Origin of the sequence: Knoellia tibetensis (genome assembly GCF_048606415.1) — a bacterium.
GTDB classification, from domain to species: domain Bacteria; phylum Actinomycetota; class Actinomycetes; order Actinomycetales; family Dermatophilaceae; genus Knoellia; species Knoellia tibetensis.
Genome location: NZ_JBMBWF010000001.1, coordinates 2,447,972 through 2,469,452, shown reverse-complemented (window position 1 = coordinate 2,469,452; position 21,481 = coordinate 2,447,972). Strand labels below are relative to the sequence as shown.

The 21,481-nt window shown below is 71.9% G+C and carries 22 protein-coding genes and 1 tRNA gene; 5 read left to right on the top strand and 18 right to left on the bottom strand.

Going from position 1 to position 21,481, the window contains the following annotated elements; all coding sequences use genetic code 11:
- Nucleotides 1-5: 5 nt before the first annotated feature.
- Entirely contained in the window at nucleotides 6-1,205 is a 1,200-nt protein-coding gene (locus tag ACOJV7_RS11565) for a cystathionine gamma-synthase (protein ID WP_420190296.1), read from the bottom strand.
- A 56-nt stretch (nucleotides 1,206-1,261) separates the two neighbouring features.
- Nucleotides 1,262-2,317 (bottom strand): GNAT family N-acetyltransferase, encoded by a 1,056-nt coding sequence (locus ACOJV7_RS11560; RefSeq protein WP_420190295.1) that lies wholly within the window; start codon nucleotides 2,315-2,317, stop codon nucleotides 1,262-1,264.
- 179 nt (nucleotides 2,318-2,496) lie between these two features.
- On the opposite strand from ACOJV7_RS11560, the gene ACOJV7_RS11555 reads away from it, so the two are divergent.
- The 3 genes from ACOJV7_RS11555 (at nucleotide 2,497) to ACOJV7_RS11545 (ending at nucleotide 4,326) form a co-directional block, all read left to right on the top strand.
- On the top strand, nucleotides 2,497-2,772 hold the full coding sequence (locus tag ACOJV7_RS11555; protein ID WP_420190294.1) for a GlsB/YeaQ/YmgE family stress response membrane protein: 276 nt from the start codon (nucleotides 2,497-2,499) through the stop codon (nucleotides 2,770-2,772).
- Between the two features lie 193 nt (nucleotides 2,773-2,965).
- Nucleotides 2,966-3,658, top strand: coding sequence for a peptide-methionine (S)-S-oxide reductase MsrA (gene msrA / locus ACOJV7_RS11550; RefSeq protein ID WP_420190293.1), 693 nt, complete (start codon nucleotides 2,966-2,968; stop codon nucleotides 3,656-3,658).
- Between the two features lie 65 nt (nucleotides 3,659-3,723).
- Entirely contained in the window at nucleotides 3,724-4,326 is a 603-nt protein-coding gene (locus tag ACOJV7_RS11545; protein ID WP_420190292.1) for a GNAT family N-acetyltransferase, read from the top strand.
- A 79-nt stretch (nucleotides 4,327-4,405) separates the two neighbouring features.
- On the opposite strand, the gene ACOJV7_RS11540 is transcribed toward ACOJV7_RS11545, so the two are convergent.
- From ACOJV7_RS11540 to ACOJV7_RS11520, 5 genes are all read right to left on the bottom strand, one after another.
- Nucleotides 4,406-4,687, bottom strand: coding sequence for a hypothetical protein (locus tag ACOJV7_RS11540; protein ID WP_420190291.1), 282 nt, complete (start codon nucleotides 4,685-4,687; stop codon nucleotides 4,406-4,408).
- 82 nt (nucleotides 4,688-4,769) lie between these two features.
- Nucleotides 4,770-6,812: an FAD-dependent oxidoreductase gene (locus ACOJV7_RS11535; RefSeq protein WP_420190290.1), complete on the bottom strand. Its 2,043-nt coding sequence runs from the start codon at nucleotides 6,810-6,812 to the stop codon at nucleotides 4,770-4,772.
- Nucleotides 6,813-6,963: 151 nt separating this feature from the next.
- Nucleotides 6,964-7,545 carry a TetR/AcrR family transcriptional regulator gene (locus ACOJV7_RS11530; protein ID WP_420190289.1) on the bottom strand — a complete coding sequence of 194 codons (582 nt, stop codon included), beginning with the start codon at nucleotides 7,543-7,545 and terminating at the stop codon, nucleotides 6,964-6,966.
- Nucleotides 7,546-7,576: 31 nt separating this feature from the next.
- A complete protein-coding gene (locus ACOJV7_RS11525) occupies nucleotides 7,577-9,010 on the bottom strand; it encodes a fatty acid desaturase (RefSeq protein WP_420190288.1) in 1,434 nt (477 codons plus the stop codon).
- Between the two features lie 170 nt (nucleotides 9,011-9,180).
- Complete coding sequence (locus ACOJV7_RS11520) at nucleotides 9,181-10,557, bottom strand: cystathionine beta-synthase (protein ID WP_420190286.1); 1,377 nt, start codon at nucleotides 10,555-10,557, stop codon at nucleotides 9,181-9,183.
- A gap of 133 nt (nucleotides 10,558-10,690) precedes the next feature.
- Between ACOJV7_RS11520 and ACOJV7_RS11515 the strand changes: the two genes are divergently transcribed.
- Nucleotides 10,691-11,788, top strand: a complete 1,098-nt coding sequence (locus tag ACOJV7_RS11515) for an SGNH/GDSL hydrolase family protein (RefSeq protein ID WP_420190285.1) — start codon at nucleotides 10,691-10,693, stop codon at nucleotides 11,786-11,788.
- On the opposite strand, the gene ACOJV7_RS11510 is transcribed toward ACOJV7_RS11515, so the two are convergent.
- From ACOJV7_RS11510 to ACOJV7_RS11490, 5 genes are all read right to left on the bottom strand, one after another.
- Nucleotides 11,729-11,977, bottom strand: a complete 249-nt coding sequence (locus ACOJV7_RS11510; protein ID WP_420190284.1) for a hypothetical protein — start codon at nucleotides 11,975-11,977, stop codon at nucleotides 11,729-11,731. The genes ACOJV7_RS11515 and ACOJV7_RS11510 overlap by 60 nt on opposite strands.
- Before the next feature lie 33 nt (nucleotides 11,978-12,010).
- The gene (locus ACOJV7_RS11505; protein ID WP_420190283.1) at nucleotides 12,011-12,868 is read right to left on the bottom strand and encodes a Bax inhibitor-1/YccA family protein; all 858 of its coding nucleotides are present in this window, start codon (nucleotides 12,866-12,868) and stop codon (nucleotides 12,011-12,013) included.
- 458 nt (nucleotides 12,869-13,326) lie between these two features.
- Nucleotides 13,327-13,401 (bottom strand) — tRNA-Leu (locus tag ACOJV7_RS11500).
- Nucleotides 13,402-13,479: 78 nt separating this feature from the next.
- On the bottom strand, nucleotides 13,480-14,556 hold the full coding sequence (locus tag ACOJV7_RS11495; RefSeq protein WP_420190282.1) for an HAAS signaling domain-containing protein: 1,077 nt from the start codon (nucleotides 14,554-14,556) through the stop codon (nucleotides 13,480-13,482).
- Entirely contained in the window at nucleotides 14,553-14,885 is a 333-nt protein-coding gene (locus tag ACOJV7_RS11490; protein WP_420190281.1) for a PadR family transcriptional regulator, read from the bottom strand. Before ACOJV7_RS11490 ends, ACOJV7_RS11495 begins: the two co-directional genes overlap by 4 nt.
- Nucleotides 14,886-15,087: 202 nt before the next feature.
- On the opposite strand from ACOJV7_RS11490, the gene ACOJV7_RS11485 reads away from it, so the two are divergent.
- Entirely contained in the window at nucleotides 15,088-15,789 is a 702-nt protein-coding gene (locus ACOJV7_RS11485; RefSeq protein WP_420190280.1) for a TetR/AcrR family transcriptional regulator, read from the top strand.
- Here the strand turns inward: ACOJV7_RS11485 and ACOJV7_RS11480 are convergent.
- The 6 genes from ACOJV7_RS11480 to ACOJV7_RS11455 form a co-directional block, all read right to left on the bottom strand.
- Nucleotides 15,773-16,723, bottom strand: a complete 951-nt coding sequence (locus tag ACOJV7_RS11480; RefSeq protein ID WP_420190279.1) for a Ppx/GppA phosphatase family protein — start codon at nucleotides 16,721-16,723, stop codon at nucleotides 15,773-15,775. The genes ACOJV7_RS11485 and ACOJV7_RS11480 overlap by 17 nt on opposite strands.
- Nucleotides 16,720-17,247 carry a DUF501 domain-containing protein gene (locus tag ACOJV7_RS11475; protein ID WP_420190278.1) on the bottom strand — a complete coding sequence of 176 codons (528 nt, stop codon included), beginning with the start codon at nucleotides 17,245-17,247 and terminating at the stop codon, nucleotides 16,720-16,722. The genes ACOJV7_RS11480 and ACOJV7_RS11475 overlap by 4 nt, the downstream gene beginning before the upstream one ends.
- A complete protein-coding gene (locus ACOJV7_RS11470; protein WP_420190277.1) occupies nucleotides 17,244-17,735 on the bottom strand; it encodes an FtsB family cell division protein in 492 nt (163 codons plus the stop codon). The genes ACOJV7_RS11475 and ACOJV7_RS11470 overlap by 4 nt, the downstream gene beginning before the upstream one ends.
- Before the next feature lie 64 nt (nucleotides 17,736-17,799).
- Entirely contained in the window at nucleotides 17,800-19,101 is a 1,302-nt protein-coding gene (gene eno / locus ACOJV7_RS11465; RefSeq protein ID WP_420190276.1) for a phosphopyruvate hydratase, read from the bottom strand.
- Between the two features lie 221 nt (nucleotides 19,102-19,322).
- Complete coding sequence (locus tag ACOJV7_RS11460) at nucleotides 19,323-20,255, bottom strand: pseudouridine-5'-phosphate glycosidase (RefSeq protein WP_420190275.1); 933 nt, start codon at nucleotides 20,253-20,255, stop codon at nucleotides 19,323-19,325.
- Nucleotides 20,252-21,421 carry a PfkB family carbohydrate kinase gene (locus ACOJV7_RS11455; protein ID WP_420190274.1) on the bottom strand — a complete coding sequence of 390 codons (1,170 nt, stop codon included), beginning with the start codon at nucleotides 21,419-21,421 and terminating at the stop codon, nucleotides 20,252-20,254. Before ACOJV7_RS11455 ends, ACOJV7_RS11460 begins: the two co-directional genes overlap by 4 nt.
- Nucleotides 21,422-21,481 lie beyond the last annotated feature (60 nt).

Sequence of the window (21,481 nt, the reverse complement as noted above, 5' to 3'; positions counted from 1 at the left end):
GTGGCTCAGGTGAGCCGGTCGAGCGCCTGCTTGAGGTCGGCGATGAGGTCCTCGACGTCCTCGATGCCGACCGAGAGCCGGATGAGGTCCGAGGGGACCTCGAGCTCGGTGCCGGCGACCGACGCGTGCGTCATGCGACCCGGGTGCTCGATCAGCGACTCGACGCCGCCGAGCGACTCGCCCAGGGTCCAGATCTCGGTCTCGGCGCACACCTTCACGGCGACGTCCTCCCCACCCTTGACGCGGAACGCGACCATGCCGCCGAAGCGCCTCATCTGGCGCTTGGCCACCTCGTGGCCGGGGTGCTCGGGCAGGCCCGGGTAGTGCACGGCCGTGACGCCGTCGTGGCCCTGGAGGAACTCGACGACCCTCTCGGCGTTGTCGCAGTGGCGCTCCATGCGGACCGCGAGGGTCTTGAGCCCCCGCTGGACGACCCACGAGTCGAACGGCCCCGCGATGGCGCCCATGGAGTTCTGGTGGAAGGCGACCCGGTCGCTCGCGGACTCGCCGTCGAACCACGGGACCTTGACGCCGTGCGCGACGACGACTGCGCCGCCGACGACGTCGGAGTGGCCGCCGCAGTACTTCGTCGTCGAGTGCAGGACGATGTCGGCGCCGAGCGAGAGCGGCTGCTGGAGGTAGGGCGAGGCGAAGGTGTTGTCGACGACGAGCAGCGCGCCGGCCTCGTGCGCGATGGCCGCGATCGCCTCGATGTCGGCGATGCCGAGGAGCGGGTTCGTCGGTGTCTCGACCCACACGACGCGGGTCTTGCCCGGCTGGATCGCGGCGCGCACGGCCTCGTTGTCGCCCATGGCGGCGATGGAGTGGTCGACACCCCAGTGCTTGAGGACGCGGTTGAAGAGGCGGTAGGTGCCGCCGTAGGCGTCGGACGGGACGACGACGTGGTCGCCGGGGCTGAGCAGCGCGCGCAGAACGGTGTCCTCGGCGGCGAGGCCGGACGCGAACGCGAACCCGCGCTCACCACCCTCGAGCGCGGCGAACCCGGTCTCGAGCGCGGTGCGGGTCGGGTTGGCCGAGCGGCTGTACTCGTAGCCGTTGCGGAAGCCTCCGATGCCGTCCTGCTTGTAGGTCGACGTCTGGTAGATCGGGGTGACGACCGCGCCCGTCGTCGGGTCCGGGTCCTGCCCGGCGTGCAGGGCGCGCGTGGAGAAGCCGAGGGTCTGGTCGCTGCTCGAGTCGGACATGCGGACAGCGTATGCCGGGTGCTCCCGACCGTCGTCGGCCGCCGGTCCCGGCTCCTTCAGCCGAGCCGTCGCTGCCACTCGCGCTGGACCGCCGTCGTCCGGTAGCCGAGCGCCTCGTTGACCGCGATCATCGGGCCGTTCTCCTGCGCGTTCCACGTCCGCACGGTGGCGATCTCGGGGAAGGTCTCGCGCGCCGCCCGGAGGTTCGCGCTCTTGAGCGCCTGCCCGAGACCATGACCGCGGTGCTCGCGCAGGACGAGCGTGTCCTGCTGGTAGGCGAGCACGGGTTCGGCCACCGGCACCTGGAGCTGGGTGAAGGCGACGAGCCGTCCGGTGCCGAGGTGGCGGGCCACCGACTCGACCGCGCGACGGTTGCTCCTCCTCGTCGCGTCCCGCTGCTCCCGGACGCGGTCGGCGTCCCAGTCCTCCTCCGCGAGGTCGAGGTCGCCCACGGGGGCGTCGGTGCTCATCCGCCTCGAGAGGTGTGCGCGGTCCTCGAGCCACTCGTCGAGGGTGTCGTCGGTGGAGGTCTCGATGGCGTAGCCGTCGAGCAGCGCCACCGCGCCGGGCAGGTGCGATCGGACGTCGAGGTCGTTGCGCTGCATCGTCTGACCGACCTCGAACCCGTGGGTCCGCAGGAACGCCTCACCCGGGTTGCTCCCCCCGCTCGGGTATGCCGTCTCGGTGAGGAGCGTCGTCCGTCCCGCCTCTTGCGCGAGCCGGACGAGGTGGTCGAGGACGAGTGTCCCCGTGCCGCGGCGACGATGGTCCGGACGCACGGCGAGGTCCAGGAGCGCAAGGGTGAGGTTGTCCCGCCTGGGCAGGACGAGCTCCGCCGCGGCGACGACGGTGCCGTGGCCTGCGCCCCCGTCGACCCCGCCGACCCCGTCGCCCCCGTCCAGCCGGTCGCCCTCATCCACGGCTGCGAAGTAGCGGTGGTCCCAGCTCGTCGACGACTCGCGGGCCCGACGCGACGCGAGCGACCAGGCGTCGTGGTCGTCGCCCATGGTGGCCACGGTCGAGGCCACGAGCACGTCGTTCCACTGCTCCGCGAGCGCCGCTGCCTCCGGGGCGGGATCGAGGGTCGTGACGGGGACGATCCTGACTGCCATGGCACCCATGGTCCTCTGCAGAGTCCGCCGCGGCCACCGAGTTCCGGGGGACCGAAGGGCAGTGACACGTTCCGGTAACGCCCGCAGTTCTCACACCCCTACGGCCCATCCAGCAGCCCGCCGAACCTAGTCTCGGTCGTTCTGCGAAACTCGCGGAGCACCAACATGGAGGTACGCACATGCCCGGAACCCTGGGAATCATCGGCTGGATCATCATCGGCGGACTCGCCGGCTGGATCGCCAGCAAGATCATGAACACCGACGAGCAGCAGGGCATCCTGCTCAACATCATCGTCGGCATCGTGGGCGCCTTCCTCGGTGGGCTGCTGCTCAGCCTGCTGGGTGTCGACACCGACGGCGCGGGCCTCATCCTGACGTTCATCACGGCGATCGCCGGAGCCTGCCTGCTCATCTTCGGCGTCAAGGCCCTCACGGGTGGTCGTTCGCGCGTCTGACCCGCGCCGCACGCCGACGGGCCCGTCCTCCTCGCGAGGGCGGGCCCTCGTCGTGCCCGTGCCCTCGTCGTGCCCGTGCCATCGTCGCGCCCCCGAACCTCGTCGCACCGGCCCGGAGGCCGCCCGGGAACAATGCCCGTCGGAGCACGTTGAACCCCACGAACCCCTCTCCACCACCTCGAGGAGTGCCCGCATGTTCGGATCGCGCGCCAAGACCACGATGCCCACTGCCGCCGAGGCCCTGCCCGGCCGCGACAGCCGCCCCTTCACGGTGCCCACGACGCATGGGGTGCTCGGCACGCCGCTCGAGGGCCCGTGGCCGGACGGCACCGAGGTGCTCTATGTCGCGATGGGCTGCTTCTGGGGCGCAGAGCGCATCTTCTGGCAGCTCCCCGGCGTCGTGACGACGGCCGCGGGCTACATGGGCGGCTTCACCCCGAACCCGACCTACGAGGAGACGTGCACCGGCCGCACCGGCCACGCCGAGTCGGTCCTCGTCGCCTACGACCCGACGCAGACGACGCCCGAGCTGCTGCTCAAGGCGTTCTGGGAGAATCACGACCCCACGACGGCGAACCGTCAGGGCAACGACATCGGCACGGCATACCGGTCGGCGATCTTCTGGACCACGCCGGAGCAGGAGGCTGCCGCGAAGGCGACCCGCGAGGCCTTCCAGGGCGAGCTCACCAAGGCGGGCGCCGGTGACATCACGACCCAGCTCGCGTCGGCGGAGGACGCCGGGACGTTCTGGTACGCGGAGGACTACCACCAGCAGTACCTCCACAAGAACCCCAACGGCTACTGCAACCACGGCCCCAACGGCCTCACCTGCCCGATCGGTGTCGCGAACCTTCCCGCCCAGACCGACATCGCCCCGCCCGCCTGACCCTGCCGTCGCAACGGGCGAAATCCCGTATGCCGTGACGCCCCTCGCGTGGCACAGTGCGGTCCATGACCGCTGAATCCACCGAGGGCTTCTCGGCCAAGCCGACGCTCGTCGGCGAGCTCGTGACCCTGCGCCCCATCCGGGCCGAGGACGCCGACGCGATCGACCGGATCATCCGCGAGGACCCGGAGGTCGCCCGGCTCACCGGCTCGGTCCCCACGAGCGCGGAGGCAGCCGACCCGCCGACGATGCCGATCGAGCGGATGCGCGAGATCTACGGCGAGTGGGCCGTCGCCGACGACCGCCTCGTGCTCGCCGTCGTCGACAACGCGAGCGGCGACGTCGTGGGCGAGGTCGTCCTCGCCGGTTGGGACGAGGGCAACCGGGCGTGCTGGTTCCGGACCCTCGTCGGCGCCGCCGGGCGGGGCCGAGGGCTCGGGACGGAGGCGACCGGGCTCATCGTCGACCACGGGTTCCGGGCGCTCGGGTTGCACCGGATCTCGCTCGAGGTCTACGCCTTCAACCCGCGGGCCCGGCACGTCTACGAGAAGGTCGGGTTCGTCCACGAGGGGACGGCGCGCGACGCGCTGCTCTTCGACGGCGAGTGGGTCGACATGCACTACATGGCCGTCCTCGAGTCCGACCGGGTGCGCACGGACGGCAGCTGACGAGAAGGTCCCGCACATCGCGGCCCCGGGACCGCGATGTGCGGGACCGTGTGACGCGACGACGTGGGGTCGCGGTTGCTCAGAAGGCCCGCGCGATCGCGAGCGCGACGCCGAGCGCCGCAGCCGTGGCGAGCGCGGCGAAGCCCGCGATGCGCAGGGGCGCCCCCACCTTCCAGTGGTCCGTCGGGCCCGGGGCCTCGAAGCCCGGGTGGGCGCCGACGTCCGAGCTGCCCGCCGGTCCCCCGAACCCGCCCCGGATGCCGGGCGACGGACGCGCCCCACGCATCGACGCGAAACCGGTGGCGAGCAGCACGACACCGAGCACCGCGAGGACGACGACGACCCACCACCATCCGGTCATGGGTGCCAGCGTGCCAGTCCCAGCCACGCCAGGGGCCCGCGGCAACAGGCGAGATCAGGGACCGGCCGGTCAGGACGCTCAGTCAGATGCGCGCAGCGAGCTCGGTGCCCTGGCGGATCGCCCGCTTGGCGTCGAGCTCGGCGGCGACGTCGGCGCCACCGATGACGTGCACCGGCAGCCCGCTGTCGGCGAGCTCGTCGGCGAGGGTGCGGACGGACTCCTGTCCGGCGCACAGCACCACGGTGTCGACCGCGATGACCCGCGAGGTCCGCGGCCCGTCGCCCCCGCCCTCGGGCGCGAACGACACGTGCAGCCCGTCGTCGTCGATGAGGTCGTAGGACACTCCGGTCACCTGCTCGACGCCCTTGGCCTTGAGCGACGCCCGGTGAACCCAGCCCGTCGTCTTGCCGAGGCCCTTGCCGATGCCGCTCGCCTTGCGCTGGAGCAGGACGACCTCGTGCTTCGGCGTCTCGACGCGCGGCGTCGCGAGCCCACCACGGGAGGCCGCCGGGTCGCCCACACCCCACTCGGCACGCCACAGGTCGAGGTCGAGGGTTGCCGACGGCTGGGCCGTGAGGAACTCCGAGACGTCGACCCCGATCCCGCCCGCGCCCACGACCGCGACCCGGGCACCCGGCTCTCGCTCTCCGCGCACGAGCTCGGCATAGGTCATGACCGACGGGTGGCCGACGCCGGGGATCGTGGGAACCCGCGGCTCCACACCGGTGGCGACGACGACCTCGTCGAAGCCGCCCTCGCGAAGCTCGTCCGCCGTCACCGCCCGGCCGAGGTGCACCCGCACGCCGGTCACCTCGAGCCGGCGCCCGAAGTAGCGGATCGACTCGGAGAACTCCTCCTTGCCCGGGATGCGCTGAGCGATGGCGAACTGGCCGCCGATGTCGTCACGCGCCTCGAAGAGGTCGACCGAGTGCCCGCGCTCGGCCAGCGCCGTCGCACACGCCAGTCCGGCCGGCCCCGCGCCGACGACCGCCACGCGCTTGGCCGATCGCGTCGGCCCGAGCACGAGCTCGGTCTCGTGGACGGCCCGCGGGTTGAGCAGGCAGGTCGCCCGCTGCTTGCGGAAGGTGTGGTCGAGGCACGCCTGGTTGCAGGCGATGCACGTGTTGATCTCGTCGACCCGCGACTCGGCGGCCTTGCGCACCCACTCGGGGTCGGCGAGGAAGGGCCGGGCCAGCGAGACGAGATCGGCGTCGCCCGCACCGAGGATGCCCTCGGCGACCTCGGGCATGTTGATCCGGTTCGTGGCGATGACCGGCAGCGACGTCTCGGCCTTGAGCCGGCCGGCATACGAGGCGAAGGCGGCGCGGGGCACGGAGGTGACGATCGTCGGGACGCGGGCCTCGTGCCAGCCGATGCCGAGGTTGAGCACCGAGGCGCCTGCGGCCTCGACCTCGCGAGCCAGCGCCGCCACCTCGTCCCACGTCTGTCCGTCGGGGACGAGGTCGACCGCGGAGATCCGGTAGATGACGAGGAAGTCGGGGCCGACCTCCTCGCGGATGCGGCGCACGACCTCGACGGCGAACCGGCGGCGCTTCTCCGGCGTCCCGCCCCACTCGTCGGTGCGGTGGTTGGTCCGCGGGGCGAGGAACTGGTTGATGAGGTAGCCCTCGGACCCCATGACCTCGACGCCGTCGTAGCCGGCCTCGCGGGCGAGCCGGGCGGAGCGGACGAACGCGGCGATGGTGCGCTCGACCCCGCGTGCCGACAGCGCACGGGGACGGAACTTCGAGATCGGGCTCTTGATCGCCGAGGGGGCGACGCACCACGGGGTGTAGGCGTAGCGGCCGGCGTGGAGCAGCTGGAGCGCGACCCGGCCGCCCTCGACGTGGACGGCGTCGGTGATGACGCGGTGCCGCCGGGCCTCGCGCCGGGTCGTCAGCTTGGACGCGAGCGGCAGCAGCGTGCCCTCGATGTTGGGCGCGAAGCCGCCGGTGACGATGAGCGCCGCTCCCCCGCGCGCCCGCTCGGCGAAGAAGGCCGCGAGCTTGGGGAAGTCGCGCGCCCGGTCCTCGAGCCCGGTGTGCATCGACCCCATGACGACCCGGTTGGGAAGGGTGAGGTGACCGAGGTCGAGCGGCTCGAGGAGGTGCGGGAAGGCGTTCACTACTCGAGGGTAGGGAACGCCTCGCGCGAGGCCTACCGCCTCCGCCTGTGGCGTTTCTCTCGGTCCGGTATGCCGGCCCATGCAGAGCATGGGACCCGCGCTCACAGCGCATCCGGTCGGCGGTCACGAGCCTCGCGGGCCGCAGCACTCCTCAGGCGCGGGGCTCCAGCACGCGGCCGACGATCCAGGCGACGAGCTCGGCCGACTCCTCCGGCGTGCCCGTCGGCCGGATGACATGGCTGACGACGAGGCGCACGATCGTGTCGACGAGACCACCGAGGCGCTGCGGGTCGATGCCGTGGTCGTACTCCCCCAGCCGCAGCTCGAGGACGACCGCCGCAGCGCCGGAGAGCGAGGCCGAGTCGGTCGTGAGCAGCGGCAGCAGACCGGTGTCGGCGCCCTGGCCAGCCGAGACGGCGGCGCGCAGCAGCGGGTTGACGGCGGCGCGTTCCAGGACCCGCCGGACCGCCTCGCGCGCAGCCGCGACGAGGTCGTCGGGGTGGGCGTCGAACCCGGTGTTGACGGCCTCGAGGAAGTGCCCGAGCTCCCAGAGCACGAGCGACTCGGCGAGGTCGGTCTTGCCGCCCACCTCGGTGTAGACGGTCTGGCGGCTCACCCCCACGCGTTCGGCGAGACGGCCCATCGTCACGCTCGACCACCCGCCCTCGACGGTGAGCTCGGAGGCGGCCTCGATGATGCGCTCGCGCAGCGAGGTCGTCGGCCGGGTGCTCACGGTGCCCATCATGCCGCCCACGCCCGCTCCCTCAGGCTGCCCGCGGGTCCACCGCGACGAAGTCGACCTTCTCGCGCACCCCGCAGTCGGGGCAGCACCAGTCGTCGGGGATCTGCGCCCACGACGTGCCGGCCGCGAAGCCCTCGCGCTCCTCGCCCGTGACGACGTCGTAGGTGTAGCCGCAGCCGGGGCAGCTCGCGGCGAGCACCTCGTCGCCCGCGGTGGGCGTGCCCGAGGCGCCGCGGTCGCCGGCCTCCGCAAACCCTCGGCGACCCGCACCCGGAGGCGGGTAGGCCGCCAGCACCCGCGCCCGCCTGCCCGGCTGGATGTTGGCCCGGCTCATGTCGCCGCCCATGTGGGCGAGGACGCGAGGATCCATGACCCGACGCCAGAGCGGCGGGAGGAGCGCGAGGAGGATCATCCCGGCATACCCGGTCGGCAGCACCGGGGACTCCTCGTAGTCGCGCAGGGTCTGGTAGCGGCGGGTCGGGTTCGCGTGGTGGTCGCTGTGCCGCTGCAGGTGGTAGAGCAGGACGTTGGTCGCGATGTTGTTGGAGTTCCACGAGTGCGACGGGTCGACGCGCTCGTAGCGCCGCCGGTCCCCCACCCCGACCTTCTGCCGGAGCATCCCGTAGTGCTCCATGTAGTTGACGACCTCGAGCAGCGAGATGCCGACGAGCGCCTGGATGACGAGGAAGGGAACGATCCCGACGCCGAGCCACAGCACGAGCCCCGTCCACAGCACGGCCGACATGAGCCAGGCGTTGAGGACGTCGTTCGACAGCCGGAACGGGTGCTGCCTGCGGCGACCGATCCGTCGAGCCTCGAGCCGCCACGCGCTGCGCAGCGAGCCCCAGACCGTGCGCGGCCAGAACGCGTAGAAGCTCTCACCCACCCGGCTCGACGCGGGGTCCTCGGGCGTGGCGACGCGGACGTGGTGGCCGCGGTTGTGCTCGATGTAGAAGTGCCCGTAGAAGCTCTGTGCGAGCGCGACCTTGCTCAGCCAGCGCTCGTTCTGCTCCCGCTTGTGGCCGAGCTCGTGCGCGGTGTTGATGCCGATGCCGCCGATGCAGCCGATCGAGACCGCGAGCCCGACCTTCTCCGACAGGCCGAGGGCAAACGGGCTCGCTCCCGAGACGACCCACATGGCGCCCACGAACCCGGCGTACTGGATCGGCAGGTAGAGGTAGGTGATCCACCGGTAGTAGCGGTCCTTCTCGAGCGCCTCGATGACGTCGTCGGGCGGGTTCGACCGGTCGAGCCCGGCGAAGAGGTCGATCGCGGGCACGATGCCGAGGACGACGATCGGGCCGAGCCAGAACCACACCGACCACCCGGTGAGCATCCAGCCGCCCATGCCCACGAAGGCGAGCGAGGGGACGACGAGCCCGATGAGCCAGAGGTGCCGCTTGGGGTCGCGCCACTGCTGCGTCGAGCCGGTCGGGACGGTCGCGGTGCTCGCCATGGGTCAGGCCTCCTTGCCGGGGTCACTTGACAAATCACTATGACTTGTCAAGCACAACTTGGCAACCGGTAACCAGACTTTCCTTGGCGTGCGGACAGACGAAAGGCGGGGTATGCCGGGTGCTCGCGCTCCCGGCATACCCCGCCTTGCGACGTGGCTGGGCCGTGACGTCAGTCGACGAGGTGACCCAGGAGGTCGGCCCGGGTGAGGACGCCGACCGGCTTGCCGTCGTCGATGACGAGGAGGGCGTCGTTGGTCTCGAGCTCGTGGCGCGCGGTGGCGACGGGCTCGCCGGCGCCGACGAGCGGCAGGCCCTTGCCCATGTGCTTCTCGACGGAGTCGTGGAGCGTGGCCTTGCCGACGAAGAGCAGCTCGAGCAGCTCGCGCTCGCTCACCGAGCCGGCGACCTCACCGGTCATGACGGGCGGCTCGGCCTTGACGACGGGCATCTGCGAGACGCCGTACTCGCGCAGGATCTCGATGGCGTCGCGGATCGTCTCGTTGGGGTGCGTGTGGACCAGGGCCGGCAGGTCGCCGGTCTTGGCGCGCAGCACCGTGCCGACGGTCGCGTCGACGTCGGAGTCCATGAAGCCGTAGGAGCTCATCCAGTCGTCGCTGAAGATCTTCGACATGTAGCCACGGCCGGAGTCCGGCAGGAGGACGACGACGGTCGCCTCCGCGGGCAGGTCCTTGGCGACCTCGAGCGCGGCGACGACGGCCATGCCGCAGGAACCGCCGACGAGCAGGCCCTCCTCACGGGCGAGGCGACGGGTCATGGCGAAGGAGTCGGCGTCCGAGACGGCGACGATCCGGTCGACGACCGCGGGGTCGTAGGCGGTCGGCCAGAAGTCCTCACCGACGCCCTCGACGAGGTAGGGGCGGCCGGTGCCGCCGGAGTAGACCGAGCCCTCGGGGTCGGCGCCGATGATCTCGACGCGGCCGCCCTCGCGGTCCTCGCTCTGCTCGCGCAGGTAGCGGCCGGTGCCGGTGATCGTGCCTCCGGTGCCGACGCCGGCGACGAAGTGGGTGAGCTCGCCGTCGGTGTCGCGCCAGATCTCGGGGCCGGTCGTCTCGTAGTGCGACGCGGGGCCGTTCTGGTTGGCGTACTGGTTGGGCTTCCACGCACCGGGCGTCTCGCGGACGAGCCGGTCGGAGGTCTCGTAGTAGGAGTCGGGGTGGTCGGGGGCGACGGCGGTCGGGCACACGACGACCTCGGCGCCGTAGGCCTTGAGGACGTTGCGCTTGTCCTCGCTCACCTTGTCGGGGCACACGAAGATGCACTTGTAGCCCTTGCGCTGGGCGACGAGCGCGAGGCCGACGCCGGTGTTGCCGCTCGTCGGCTCGACGATCGTGCCGCCGGGCTTGAGCTCGCCGGAGGCCTCCGCGGCCTCGACCATCTTGAGGGCGATGCGGTCCTTCACGGAGCCGCCGGGGTTCATGTACTCGACCTTGGCCAGGACCGTCGCGGCGATGCCGTCGGTGACGGAGTTCAGCTTCACGAGCGGGGTGTTGCCCACGAGGTCGACGATGTGCTCGGCATACTTCATGCCCCCATCCTCCCATCCCCGCGCCGCGATGCCGGACGGTGACGAACAGGCCCCGGTATGCCGGGTCCTCCCGCCTGCGTCGTACCCGTCGGTTAGCGTTGACGGACAGTCGAAGGAGGGCGAGCGGACGGTCATGGGACGCGCACGGCGAGCACGCAAGATCGCATCCACTGCGGCATACGGGGGTGGTGGCCTCGCTGCGGCCAGCGCTGCCCTCGGAGCCGTGGGCTACGCCGTCATCAAGGGCGAGGCGATGCTCGCCCGCCGCATCGTCGGCAGGCCGTTCGACACGTCCCCGGACGACGACGGCACCTACGGCGCCGGTCCCGGTGAGCCGATCGAGATCCTCGTGCTCGGGGACTCGAGCGCGGCGGGCATGGGGGCGCGGCACCCGCACGAGACCGTCGGTGGGATCGTCGCCAGCGGCGTGAGCGCCCTCATGGGCCGGCGGGTGCACCTCACGAACTGCGCCGTCGTCGGCGCCGAGTCGAGCGACCTCGAGCGCCAGCTCGCGCAGGGGCTCGAGTCGGTCACGCCCGACGTCGTCGTCATCATGGTCGGCGCCAACGACGTCACCCACCGCATCGACCGGGCGACGGCCGTGCGCCACCTCGAGCTCACGGTGCGCCGCATCCGCGCCCTCGGCAGCGAGGTCGTCGTCGGGACCTGTCCCGACCTCGGGACGATCGAGCCGCTCGCGCAGCCGCTGCGGCTGCTGGCCCGCCGCTGGAGCCGCGACCTGGCCGCCGCCCAGACGATCGCGGTCGTCGAGGCCGGCGGTCGCACCGTCTCGCTCGGCGACCTGCTCGGCAAGGAGTTCGCCGCCTCGCCCCGCGAGATGTTCAGCGAGGACAGGTTCCACCCCTCTCCCGCGGGCTACGCGAGGGCGGCCGCAGCCCTGCTGCCGTCGGTCTGCGCGGCGCTCGGGGTGTGGGGCCACGACACGGCCGACCGTGCTCCCGAGGCCCGACGCGGCGAGGGAGTCGGGCCCGTGGCGGTGGCGGCCGGTCAGGCCGTCAAGGACGCCGGCACCGAGGTGGCGCCGACCGAGGTCGGCGGGCAGGCGCGCGGTCCGCGCGGTCGCTGGGCCGTGCTGCTGCGACGGCGCCCTGACGCCGTACCGTCGGCGCGCAACCCGCGTCCGGACGACGCCGAGCCCGCGTCGACCGGGTCAGGGAAGAGCGCGCCGGAGGTCGGCGAGGCGGTCGGCGAGCTCGGGAACGCCCGCTGACGCCGCGTCCCACACGAGCACACGCAGCTGGTCGATGAGCACGGCGGGCCCCAGCTCGGGCACCGGAGCACCGGCGGTGGCGTCGGCGAGGTCCTGGACGACCTCGCGCACGGCCCCGGACGCGGCGAGCGCGCGGTCCGCGGGCAGCTCACGCCACCGACGGACCACGCGCTCGAGCTCCCGGCTCACGTCATCGGGAAGACGGTGCATCGTCGTGAGGAGTCACTCACGCATGCGGGCGAAGAGGCGCAGGAACTCGATGTAGAGCCACACGACGGTGACGATGAGACCGTGCGCGAGGAGCCAGCTGTACTTCTGCGGGGCGCCGGTGGCGATGGCGCGGTCGATCATGTCGAAGTCGAGCGCGAGCGAGACGGCGGCCAGACCGACGGCGAAGAGCGAGATGCCGATGCCGAGGGCGCCACTGCCGCCGAAACCGAACATCGTGTCGGTCACCATGGCGAAGATGAAGTTGACGACGGCGAAGATGACGTAGCCGAAGATCATCATCGTGACGATCCGGCGGAACTTCGCGGTGACCTTGATGAGCCCGCTCTTGTAGGCGAGGAACATGCCTGCGAACGTGGCCACCGTCGCGAGGACGGCCTGGGGGACGACCCCCTCCCACCCGGGGTAGGAGTTGAAGAACTCGCTGACGGCGCCGACGAAGAGCCCCTCGACTGCGGCGTACGTGACGATGAGCGGCACGCTGAGCGTCTTCTTGAAGGCGATGACGAGCCCGAGGATGAGCGTGCCGATCATGCCGCCCATCCACACGAGGTAGCCGAGCCCGGGGCTGGTGGCCGAGATGTACCAGCCCACGGCGCCGAAGCCGAGGACGAGGGCGAAGAGGCCCAACGTCTTCATGATGACGTCGTCCATCGTCACGCGGCCGGTGTCGACCGGGCCCGCGGACGGCGAGTTGTACATGTCCTGGAGCTGCTGCTGGGAGCCCCACGTGTCGGTGGCGCCCTGCTGCGCGTAGGAGACGTTGCCGGGGTTGGCCCCACGGCCCCCGAACCCGGCGTAGCCGGACTGGGCGTCCTTCTCGAGTCGGTTGAAGGCCGGGTTGCTGGCCATCGTGTCCTCCATTGGTCTGGCGCCGTGGCGATCCGCGGCGTCGTCTGACCATTCAACCGTGCAGAGGCCCGTGGGGTTCCCGCGGCACGGTCACCTGTGGGCAACGATCGCGAGTGGGCCACGCGCCGGGGTGTCGGGGATCCGGGGTCATGCAACGGGCGAAGGACCCGGATCTCCGACACCAGGCGCTGCAGACGGGTCCCAAGTGCCCCCGACGGCGGGTCCTGACGGGGGGACGAGCCTGCGAGTGCCCCCGACGGCGGGTCCTGACGGGGGGACGAGCCTGCGAGTGCCCCCGACGGCGGGTCCTGACGGGGGGACGAGCCTGCGAGTGCCCCCGACGGCGGGTCCTGACGGGGGGACGAGCCTGCGAGTGCCCCCGACGGCGGGTCCTGACGGGGGGACGAGCCTGCGAGTGCCCCCGACGGCGGGTCCTGACGGGGGGACGAGCCTGCGAGTGCCCCCGACGGGAGTCGAACCCGCACCCGGAGCGATTTTAAGTCGCCTGCCTCTGCCAGTTGGGCCACGGGGGCGCGCTCACTGTATGCCTCGCCCCTCGCCTGCGTCCGCAACCCTGGCCACCCCTGCGGCCGGGCTGCGGACGCAGGCACTCACCGCGACGCGCTCGGCGTCGGGGTGGGTGTCGCCGAGACCCCTGTGCTCGGCGACGTCTGCGGTGCCGTCGGTGACGGCGTGGGCGACGAGGTGGGCGACGAGGTGGGCGTTGGGGTCGGCGACCCGTCGTTCGGGACGGCCGGGACCGGACCGGGCAAGGGCGCGATCGCCAGCGGCGGCTGCCACTCGCCCAGGCCCATGCCCTCCCACCCGGTGCGGTCGTCCCAGCGCAGCGGGAACACGTCGCGCGGGACCATCAGCTCGCCCGTCCGCGTGTCGCGCAGGGAGTCGAGCTCCTGGCTGTCGGGGAGCGCGTAGGCGAAGTCCTCGCTCACCTCGAGCGGGCGCCCGTCCTGGTCGAGCAGCCGCACCGTGTCGATGCGGCGCCCGGTCTCGTCGTAGGCGTAGATGTTGGTCACCTGCTCACCGTCGCTGGTCAGCCCCGGGCCGGAGAACGACGCGTCGTCCTCGTAGGCGGGCTCGGAGGACGAGCCGGTGTCGACGAGCAGCAGCAACGCGACGGGCAGGAGCAGCAGGGCTAGGACGTTGCCGACGACCCGCACCGGACCGACCCAGCTCCCCGTGAGGTGGCCGTGGCGCGCGAGCAGCCCGAGGGTCACCGACACGACCGCGCCGAACGCCCCGAGCACCACGATGCTGCCGCCGACGAGGACCGCGGGAAGGGCGGCGAGCGCGAAGCCGCGGACGAACCACCACACCGGTCGCAGGTCGCTCAGCCACGGCGCGGCCCTGAGCACCTGGTCGCTGAACCGAACCCACTGGACCGAGATGCGCTCCCCCGCGGACGTCCTCGGCTCCACCGCGACCACCCGTGGAGGCAGGCCGGCGGCGGCACGCAGCTCTGCGGCATACGCCTCCGGGTCGCCGAGGCGGTCTCGCAGCGTGCCCTCCTCGGGTTCGGCGAGGCGCTCCGCGAGGTCCGCCTCCATGCCGGTGGTGAACTCCTCGACGTCCTCGACGGGGAGGTCGGCCAGCGCCGCTCGCACGCGGGCGACGTAGTCGCGGACCTCGGCCGCCGCGGGCCCCGTCGCCATCGACACGGTGTCGTTCATGCCTTCACTCCTGCCTCGTCGAGGAGGCCGGCCATCGTCTGCGCGAAGGCGGCCCACGTCTTGCCCTGGCTGGCGAGGGCCTCGCGGCCCTGCGCGTTGATCCCGTAGTACTTGCGGTGCGGCCCTTCGTCGCTCGGCACGACGTAGGAGGTGAGCGCCCCCGCGCTGTAGAGCCGTCGCAGGGTCCCGTAGACCGATGCGTCGCCGACGTCCTCGAGGCCGGCGGCACGAAGCCGGCGCACGACGTCGTAGCCGTAGCCGTCCTCATGGGCGACGACGGCGAGGACCGCGAGGTCGAGCACCCCCTTGACGAGCTGTGTGGCGTCCATGTCGCCAGCCACCTCCCTGCTTCCCGGCACCATCGCCCTGATGGCGCACGATGCACAGTACTACGCAATCCGCATTAGTGCGCCAACCACACCACCGATGCGCGCGTCGTTGTCCCCAGAACGCGAACCGGCGGAGCGTCCCGGTGACCTTCGGTAGGCTCGGAGGACTCCCACGCAGCATCCAGATCGGACGTTTCGCCGCATGACCTCCACGGACAGCCCGACGACTCCTCCCGCTCGCCGCCGCGGCCCGGCCAAGGGGACACCTCGCGCCCCGCGGATGAAGCGCGAGGAGCGCGAGCGCCAGCTCCTCGACGTCGCGGAGGCGGTCTTCGCCGAGCACGGCTACCAGGAAACGACGATGGAGCTCGTCGCCGCGAAGGCGGGCATCACCAAGCCCGTCATCTACGACCACTTCGGCTCCAAGGAGAACCTCCTCGTCAAGGTCGTCGCCCGCGCCCGCGAGGACCTGCTGACGTCGACGAAGGAGGCGCTCGACGCCATCCCGCCGCACTCCCCCGTCGAGGACTACTTCCGCGCGGGCGTGAGGTCCTTCATGGAGTTCTTCGAGCGCCGGCGCGGCAGCTTCAAGGTCTACATGCAGGAGTCGGCGGTCGCGGTCGTCGCCGGCCAGGACATCGAGCAGATCCGTCAGGCGCAGGCCCGCGACATCGCCGACCGCTTCGGCGACATCCCGCAGATCGCGGCCTACCCCCTGCCCTACCGCGAGGCGATGGCCGAGATCATGATCGCGACCAACGAACGGGTCGCGGCGTGGCGGTTGCGCCATCCGGAGATCACCCTCGAGATGGCCGTCGAGGTCGTCATGGCGGTGCTGTGGAACGGGTTCGCGTCCTACACCGCCGACACGACGCCCGACGTGGACCTCACCGGGAGCAGCTGAGCGCGATCCCGTCGAGGATGTCGTGCTCGGAGGTGACGACCTGGGCGTCCGGCGACCGCTCGAGGACGCGCCCGAGCACGTCGTGCCAGACCAGCGCACCGGCGCCGATGACGTCGACGCGACCGGGGTGCATGAAGCCGAGCGCCGCGCGGTCCGCCGTCGTCATGTGGAGCAGGCCTTGCGAGGCCTCGCGGTGCGCTGCCGGCGACAGGGTGGCGAGGTGGATCCGCTCCGGCTCGTATGCCGTGAGCCGCAGTGCGTGGGCCGTGACCGTCGTGATGCTGCCGGCCAGTCCGACGACGGTGGCGATGCCCGCGAGGTCGACGACCTCCTCGGCGCGGTCGAGGGCAGCGGCGACGTCGCGGGTCGCCGCGGCGATCTCGGCGTCGGTGGGCGGGTCGCTGCGCAGGTGCCGCTCGAAGATGCGGACGCAGCCGACGTCGACCGAGCGGGCCGCCTCGACGTGGTCGGTGCCGCGCACGAGCTCGGTGGACCCGCCACCGAGGTCGACGACGAGGTAGGGGCCGGCGACCCCGCCGGCGACGAGGTCGCCGGTGGCTCCGGTGAAGGACAGGTCGGCCTCGACGTCACCGCTCACGACCTCGGGTGAGACGTCGAATCCTGTTGCGGCGAAGGCCTGCTCGACACCTGCCACGAAGTCCGAGGCGTTGCGCGCATCGCGCGAGGCAGACGTGGCGACGAAGCGCACACGTTCGACGGAGTGCTCACGGCACTGGACGGCATACTCGCTCGTCTGCCTCAGCGTGCGCTCCATGGCACCGACGTCGATGACACCGGTGCGGTCGACGCCGTAGCCGAGCCGGACGACCTCGGTGCGGCGCACGACGTCGGTGAGGGCGCCGCTCTCGTCGACGTCGGCGACGAGGAGGCGGATCGAGTTCGTGCCGCAGTCGACGGCGCCGACCCGGGTCACTGCTCGGTGTCCCCGGCGAGCTCGGTGCACGGGTGGGTGGCCCACCAGTCGGGGAGCATCGCGAGGGCCTCGTCGCCCAGCGGGTTGACGCCCTCGCCGACGGAGAGCGAGTGGGCGACGAGGACGTGGAGGCACTTGACGCGGTCGGGCATGCCGCCGGCGCTGATGCCGTCGATCTCGTCGACCTGTCCGAGCTCGCCACGACGCGCGAGGTAGTCGTCGTGGGCGGCGGCATAGCGCTCGGCGAGCTCGGCGTCCTCGGCGAGGCGCTCGGTCATGTCGCGCATGACGCCCTGCGACTCCAGCGTGCTGATCGCACCGGTGAGGCGTGGGCACGTGGCATAGAACGACGTCGGGAACGGCGTGCCGTCCGGGAGGCGCGGCAGCGTGCGCAGGACGTCGGGCTCGCCGCAGGGGCAACGGTGCGAGACCTCGACGACGCCACGCGGGACGCGACCGAGCTGGCGCTCGACGGCGTCGAGGTCCTCCTGGGCGACCGAGGACGGGTCGGGGGTGGCGCTCATCGTCGGTTGGACGGGACGTCGGCCGCCTGCATCGAGGCCCAGACCGTGTCGTACCACGGCTCGGAGGAGTCCGAGCCGTGCGCGATCGAGCCGGTCGTGTCCTTGATCTCGGGGTCGATGACCGTGTAGGACTTCTCGCCGACCTTGACGAACTTCAGGCGGGTGCGCGCCTGCTGCTCGACGTAGGCCCGGTCCTCCCACCGGGCCTGCTCGGCCTGGAGCTCCTCGACCGTGAGCCGCTGCTGACTGACCTTGTCGCGCATGGCGTCGATGTCGGAGCGCTGCTGGAGGTAGGCACGCAGCGTCGGCGCGACGAGGACGACGAGGAAGAGGACGACGACGCCGAGCGCCACCCTGCGCACGGTGCGGCGGTTGCCCCGCGCCTTGGTGAGGCGTCCGCGCCAGCTCGCCGCCGCGGCCTCGGCGACCTTGCGTCCGCTGTCGCCGGAGCGGGTGGCGCGGGCGCGCGCGGAGGGTCGTGAGGACACCGGCCGTCGAGGTGACGAGCCGGGTCCGCGACCGCTCCCGCGTGCCATGCGCTGCGCTCCCGCCTCAGGCCTTCGTCGCGGCGGTGAAGCGCGGGAAGGCGGCGGCGCCGGCATACTCCGCGGCGTCGTCGAGCTCCTCCTCGATGCGCAGGAGCTGGTTGTACTTGGCGACGCGCTCGGAGCGGGCCGGGGCGCCGGTCTTGATCTGGCCGCAGTTGGTGGCGACGGCGAGGTCGGCGATCGTCGTGTCCTCGGTCTCGCCCGAGCGGTGGCTCATCATGCAGCGGAAGCCGGCGCGCTGGGCCATCTCGACGGCGTCGAGGGTCTCGGTGAGCGAGCCGATCTGGTTGACCTTGACGAGGAGGGCGTTGGCGGTGCCGGTCTCGATGCCGCGGGCGAGGCGCTCGGGGTTGGTGACGAAGAGGTCGTCGCCCACGAGCTGGACCCTGGCGCCGAGGCGGTCGGTCATGGCCTTCCAGCCGTCCCAGTCGTCCTCGTTGAGCGGGTCCTCGATGGAGACGAGCGGGTAGGCGTCGACGAGCTCGGCGTAGTAGTCGACCATCTCGGTGGCCGACTTCTTGCCGCCCTCAAAGGAGTAGCTGCCACCGTCGGCCTCGTCGTAGAACTCGCTGGCCGCGACGTCGAGCGCGAGGGCGATCTGCTCGCCGGGGGTGTAGCCGGCCTTCTCGATGGCCTCGAGGATGAGGTCGAGCGCGGCACGGTTGCTCTCGAGGTTGGGGGCGAAGCCGCCCTCGTCGCCGAGCCCGGTCGACAGGCCCTTCTCCTTGAGCACGGCCTTGAGCGCGTGGTAGACCTCGGCGCCCCAGCGCAGGGCCTCGCGGAAGGTCTCGGCGCCGATCGGCGCGATCATGAACTCCTGGATGTCGACGTTGGAGTCGGCGTGGGAGCCACCGTTGAGGATGTTGAGCATCGGCACGGGCAGGACCCGGGCGTTGGGGCCGCCGAGGTAGCGGAAGAGCGGGAGGCCGGCCGACTCAGCGGCGGCCTTCGCGACGGCGAGGCTCACACCGAGGATGGCGTTGGCGCCGACCTTCTCCTTGTTCTTGGACCCGTCGATGGCGAGCATCTCGGCGTCGATGAGGCGCTGGTCGTGGGCCTCGAAGCCGAGGAGCTTGGGGCCGAGCTCGTCGATGACGGCGTCGACGGCCTTCTCGACACCCTTGCCGAGGTAGCGGTTCTTGTCGCCGTCACGGCGCTCGACGGCCTCGAAGGCGCCGGTGGAGGCGCCGCTGGGCACCGCCGCGCGGGTGATGGTGCCGTCGTCGAGGGCGACCTCGACCTCGACGGTGGGGTTGCCTCGCGAGTCGAGGATCTCGCGTGCTCCGACGGCGTCGATGCTGGCCACTGCTGCTCCTGGGGTGGTGCGGGGACGGGGGTCAGGTCTGGGCCCGAGCCTAGCCCGTGCGGCAAGTGCCCCGACCGACCGACTCACATGACGGCATACCCGCTCCCGTGGGACGGATCCGGCGACCAGCGGCACAGAACGTGACCGGGGGCGCTCGCATGCCTGCGCCCCCGACCCCGGTCTGCGCCGCTCGCTGCGACGACGCAGATCCGGGGCCCGGGTCAGGGGGTGGCGAAGGCCACGGCGAGGGCGGCGCCGAGGCGGGCGTTGTGGCGGACGAGCGCGATGTTGGTGTCGAGGCTGCGGCCGTTGGAGAGCTCGACGATGCGTCCGAGGAGGAAGGGGGTGATGTCCTTGCCGGTGATGCCGCGCTCGTCGCACTCGGCGACCGCGCGGTCGATGAGCGCCGAGATCTCGCCGGGCGTCATCTCGTCCTCGGCGGGCACGGGGTTGGTCACGGCGATGCCGCCGCGCAGCCCGAGGTCCCACTTGACCCGCATCATCTCGGCGAGCTCGTCGACGCTGTCGCTGCGCATCGGCGAGGAGAAGCCCGACGAGCGCGAGTAGAACGACGGGAACTCGTCGGAGCCCACCGTGACGACCGGCACGCCGAGGGTCTCGAGGACCTCGAGGGTGCGGCCGATGTCGAGGATCGACTTCACGCCAGCCGAGACGACGGCGACGTCGGTGAGGCTGAGCTCGGTGAGGTCGGCCGAGACGTCCATCGAGTCCTCGGCGCCACGGTGCACGCCACCGAGACCGCCCGTGACGAAGACGCGTATGCCGGCCAGCGCGGCGAGGCGCATCGTGCTCGCGACCGTCGTGGCGCCGTGGCCCTTGGTCGCCATGACGTGGGGCAGGTCGCGGATGCTCACCTTGACGACGTTCTCGTCGGTCGCGAGGAGCTCGAGCTCGTCGGTGGACAGGCCGATGCGGGCGACGCCCTCGAGGACGGCGATGGTCGCGGGCGTGGCGCCGCCGTCGCGGACGATCTGCTCGACCTCACGGGCCATCCCGACGTTGCGGGGGTAGGGCATGCCGTGGCTGATGATCGTCGACTCGAGCGCGACGACCGGGCGGCCGGCGGCGAGGGCCTCGGCGACCTCGGGGGCGAGGGCGAGGGCGGGGTGGGGGGTGGTGGGGCTGGCGCTCATCGGGTTCCTTGTGACGTGACGGATGACGTGGCTGGTGACGAGAGGCGCCCGGTGACGAGCGCGCTGGTGAGGTCGGGGCGGACGGTGTGGACGGACTCGGTCGTGAGGGCGGCAGTGGCCTGGCCGAAGGCCGCGGCGGCGACGGGGTCGTCATCGCGCAGGAGGGCGTGGACGAAGCCGGCGGTCATCGAGTCGCCGGCGCCGGTGACGTCGACGACGGCGGTGCTGACGACCGGGTCGGAGCTCACGACGGGGCGTCCCGTGGACCCGTCGTTGGAAAGGGGTGCCGACGAGAGGAGGCTTCCGCGCGCTCCCCGGCGGACCCAGACGTGCGTCACTCCGCGGTCGTGGAGCTCGGCGGCCGCGCGGGTGATCGCCGGCACGGTGTCGGCGACCTCGTGGTCGACGAGCGCGGCGAGCTCGGCGATGTTGGGCGTCACCGCGAGGACTGGGCGGTCGGGGGTGAAGAGCGTCCGGAGCCGACCTGCCTTGACCACCGACACCGGCTCGACGACGACGGGCACGTCGCTCGCGCCGGCGACCGAGCAGAGCCACGTCGCGACGTCGAGCGGGATGTTGCCGTCGACGACGAGGAGGTCGCAGTGCTGCACGAGCGAGCGGGCCGGCTCGATGTCGGCGACGGTGAGGCTGTCGGTGGCGCTCATGTCGGACACGGCCACCGAGAGGTCGCCGTCGGAGTCGAGGACGGCGAGGTAGGTGCCGGTCGGCCGGGGACCCACGACGACGTGGTCGAGCCGGACGCCCGCGGCCCGCGCGTGGGCGAGGAGCTCGTCGCCGAACGTGTCGGCACCGACGGCGGCGACGAGGTGCGTCGAGGTGCCGAGGCGGGCGAGGTTCTCGGCGATGTTGCGTCCGACGCCGCCGGGGTTCGTCGTCACCTGGCCGGGGTTGCTGGTGGCCCGGTCCAGCGCGGCGTTCGACCGCGCCTTGACGTCCATCACGGCACCACCGACGACGACCACCCCCGCCTCGCTCCGCACGAGGTAGCCCCGGCCGAGGATCGCGCCCTTGCGAGTGAGGTTGGACAGGGCAACAGACACGGACGCGCGCGTCGTGCCCAGCCGCTCGGCGAGGGCCGCGGCGTCGAGCAGCGGGTCGACGCGCAGCTCGGCGAGGATCGCCTGCTCCTGCGGTGTCAGCCTCATATTGCACATTTAAGCACTACTTGTAGTTCCAAGCAAGCACACGTATGCCGTCCGCCGCCT

Bases quoted from the DNA above. Each gene is read 5' to 3' on its own strand.
- ACOJV7_RS11505 (WP_420190283.1), bottom strand. From the start codon at position 12,868: ATGGCCAGCAACCCGGCCTTCAACCGACTCGAGAAGGACGCCCAGTCC.
- ACOJV7_RS11490 (WP_420190281.1), bottom strand. From the start codon at position 14,885: ATGGACGCCACACAGCTCGTCAAGGGGGTGCTCGACCTCGCGGTCCTC.
- ACOJV7_RS11545 (WP_420190292.1), top strand. From the start codon at position 3,724: ATGACCGCTGAATCCACCGAGGGCTTCTCGGCCAAGCCGACGCTCGTC.
- ACOJV7_RS11475 (WP_420190278.1), bottom strand. From the start codon at position 17,247: ATGAGCGCCACCCCCGACCCGTCCTCGGTCGCCCAGGAGGACCTCGAC.
- ACOJV7_RS11455 (WP_420190274.1), bottom strand. From the start codon at position 21,421: ATGAGGCTGACACCGCAGGAGCAGGCGATCCTCGCCGAGCTGCGCGTC.
- ACOJV7_RS11460 (WP_420190275.1), bottom strand. From the start codon at position 20,255: ATGAGCGCCAGCCCCACCACCCCCCACCCCGCCCTCGCCCTCGCCCCC.
- msrA (WP_420190293.1), top strand. From the start codon at position 2,966: ATGTTCGGATCGCGCGCCAAGACCACGATGCCCACTGCCGCCGAGGCC.
- ACOJV7_RS11485 (WP_420190280.1), top strand. From the start codon at position 15,088: ATGACCTCCACGGACAGCCCGACGACTCCTCCCGCTCGCCGCCGCGGC.
- ACOJV7_RS11520 (WP_420190286.1), bottom strand. From the start codon at position 10,557: ATGAAGTATGCCGAGCACATCGTCGACCTCGTGGGCAACACCCCGCTC.
- ACOJV7_RS11555 (WP_420190294.1), top strand. From the start codon at position 2,497: ATGCCCGGAACCCTGGGAATCATCGGCTGGATCATCATCGGCGGACTC.
- ACOJV7_RS11560 (WP_420190295.1), bottom strand. From the start codon at position 2,317: ATGGCAGTCAGGATCGTCCCCGTCACGACCCTCGATCCCGCCCCGGAG.
- ACOJV7_RS11495 (WP_420190282.1), bottom strand. From the start codon at position 14,556: ATGAACGACACCGTGTCGATGGCGACGGGGCCCGCGGCGGCCGAGGTC.
- ACOJV7_RS11515 (WP_420190285.1), top strand. From the start codon at position 10,691: ATGGGACGCGCACGGCGAGCACGCAAGATCGCATCCACTGCGGCATAC.
- ACOJV7_RS11565 (WP_420190296.1), bottom strand. From the start codon at position 1,205: ATGTCCGACTCGAGCAGCGACCAGACCCTCGGCTTCTCCACGCGCGCC.
- ACOJV7_RS11540 (WP_420190291.1), bottom strand. From the start codon at position 4,687: ATGACCGGATGGTGGTGGGTCGTCGTCGTCCTCGCGGTGCTCGGTGTC.
- ACOJV7_RS11525 (WP_420190288.1), bottom strand. From the start codon at position 9,010: ATGGCGAGCACCGCGACCGTCCCGACCGGCTCGACGCAGCAGTGGCGC.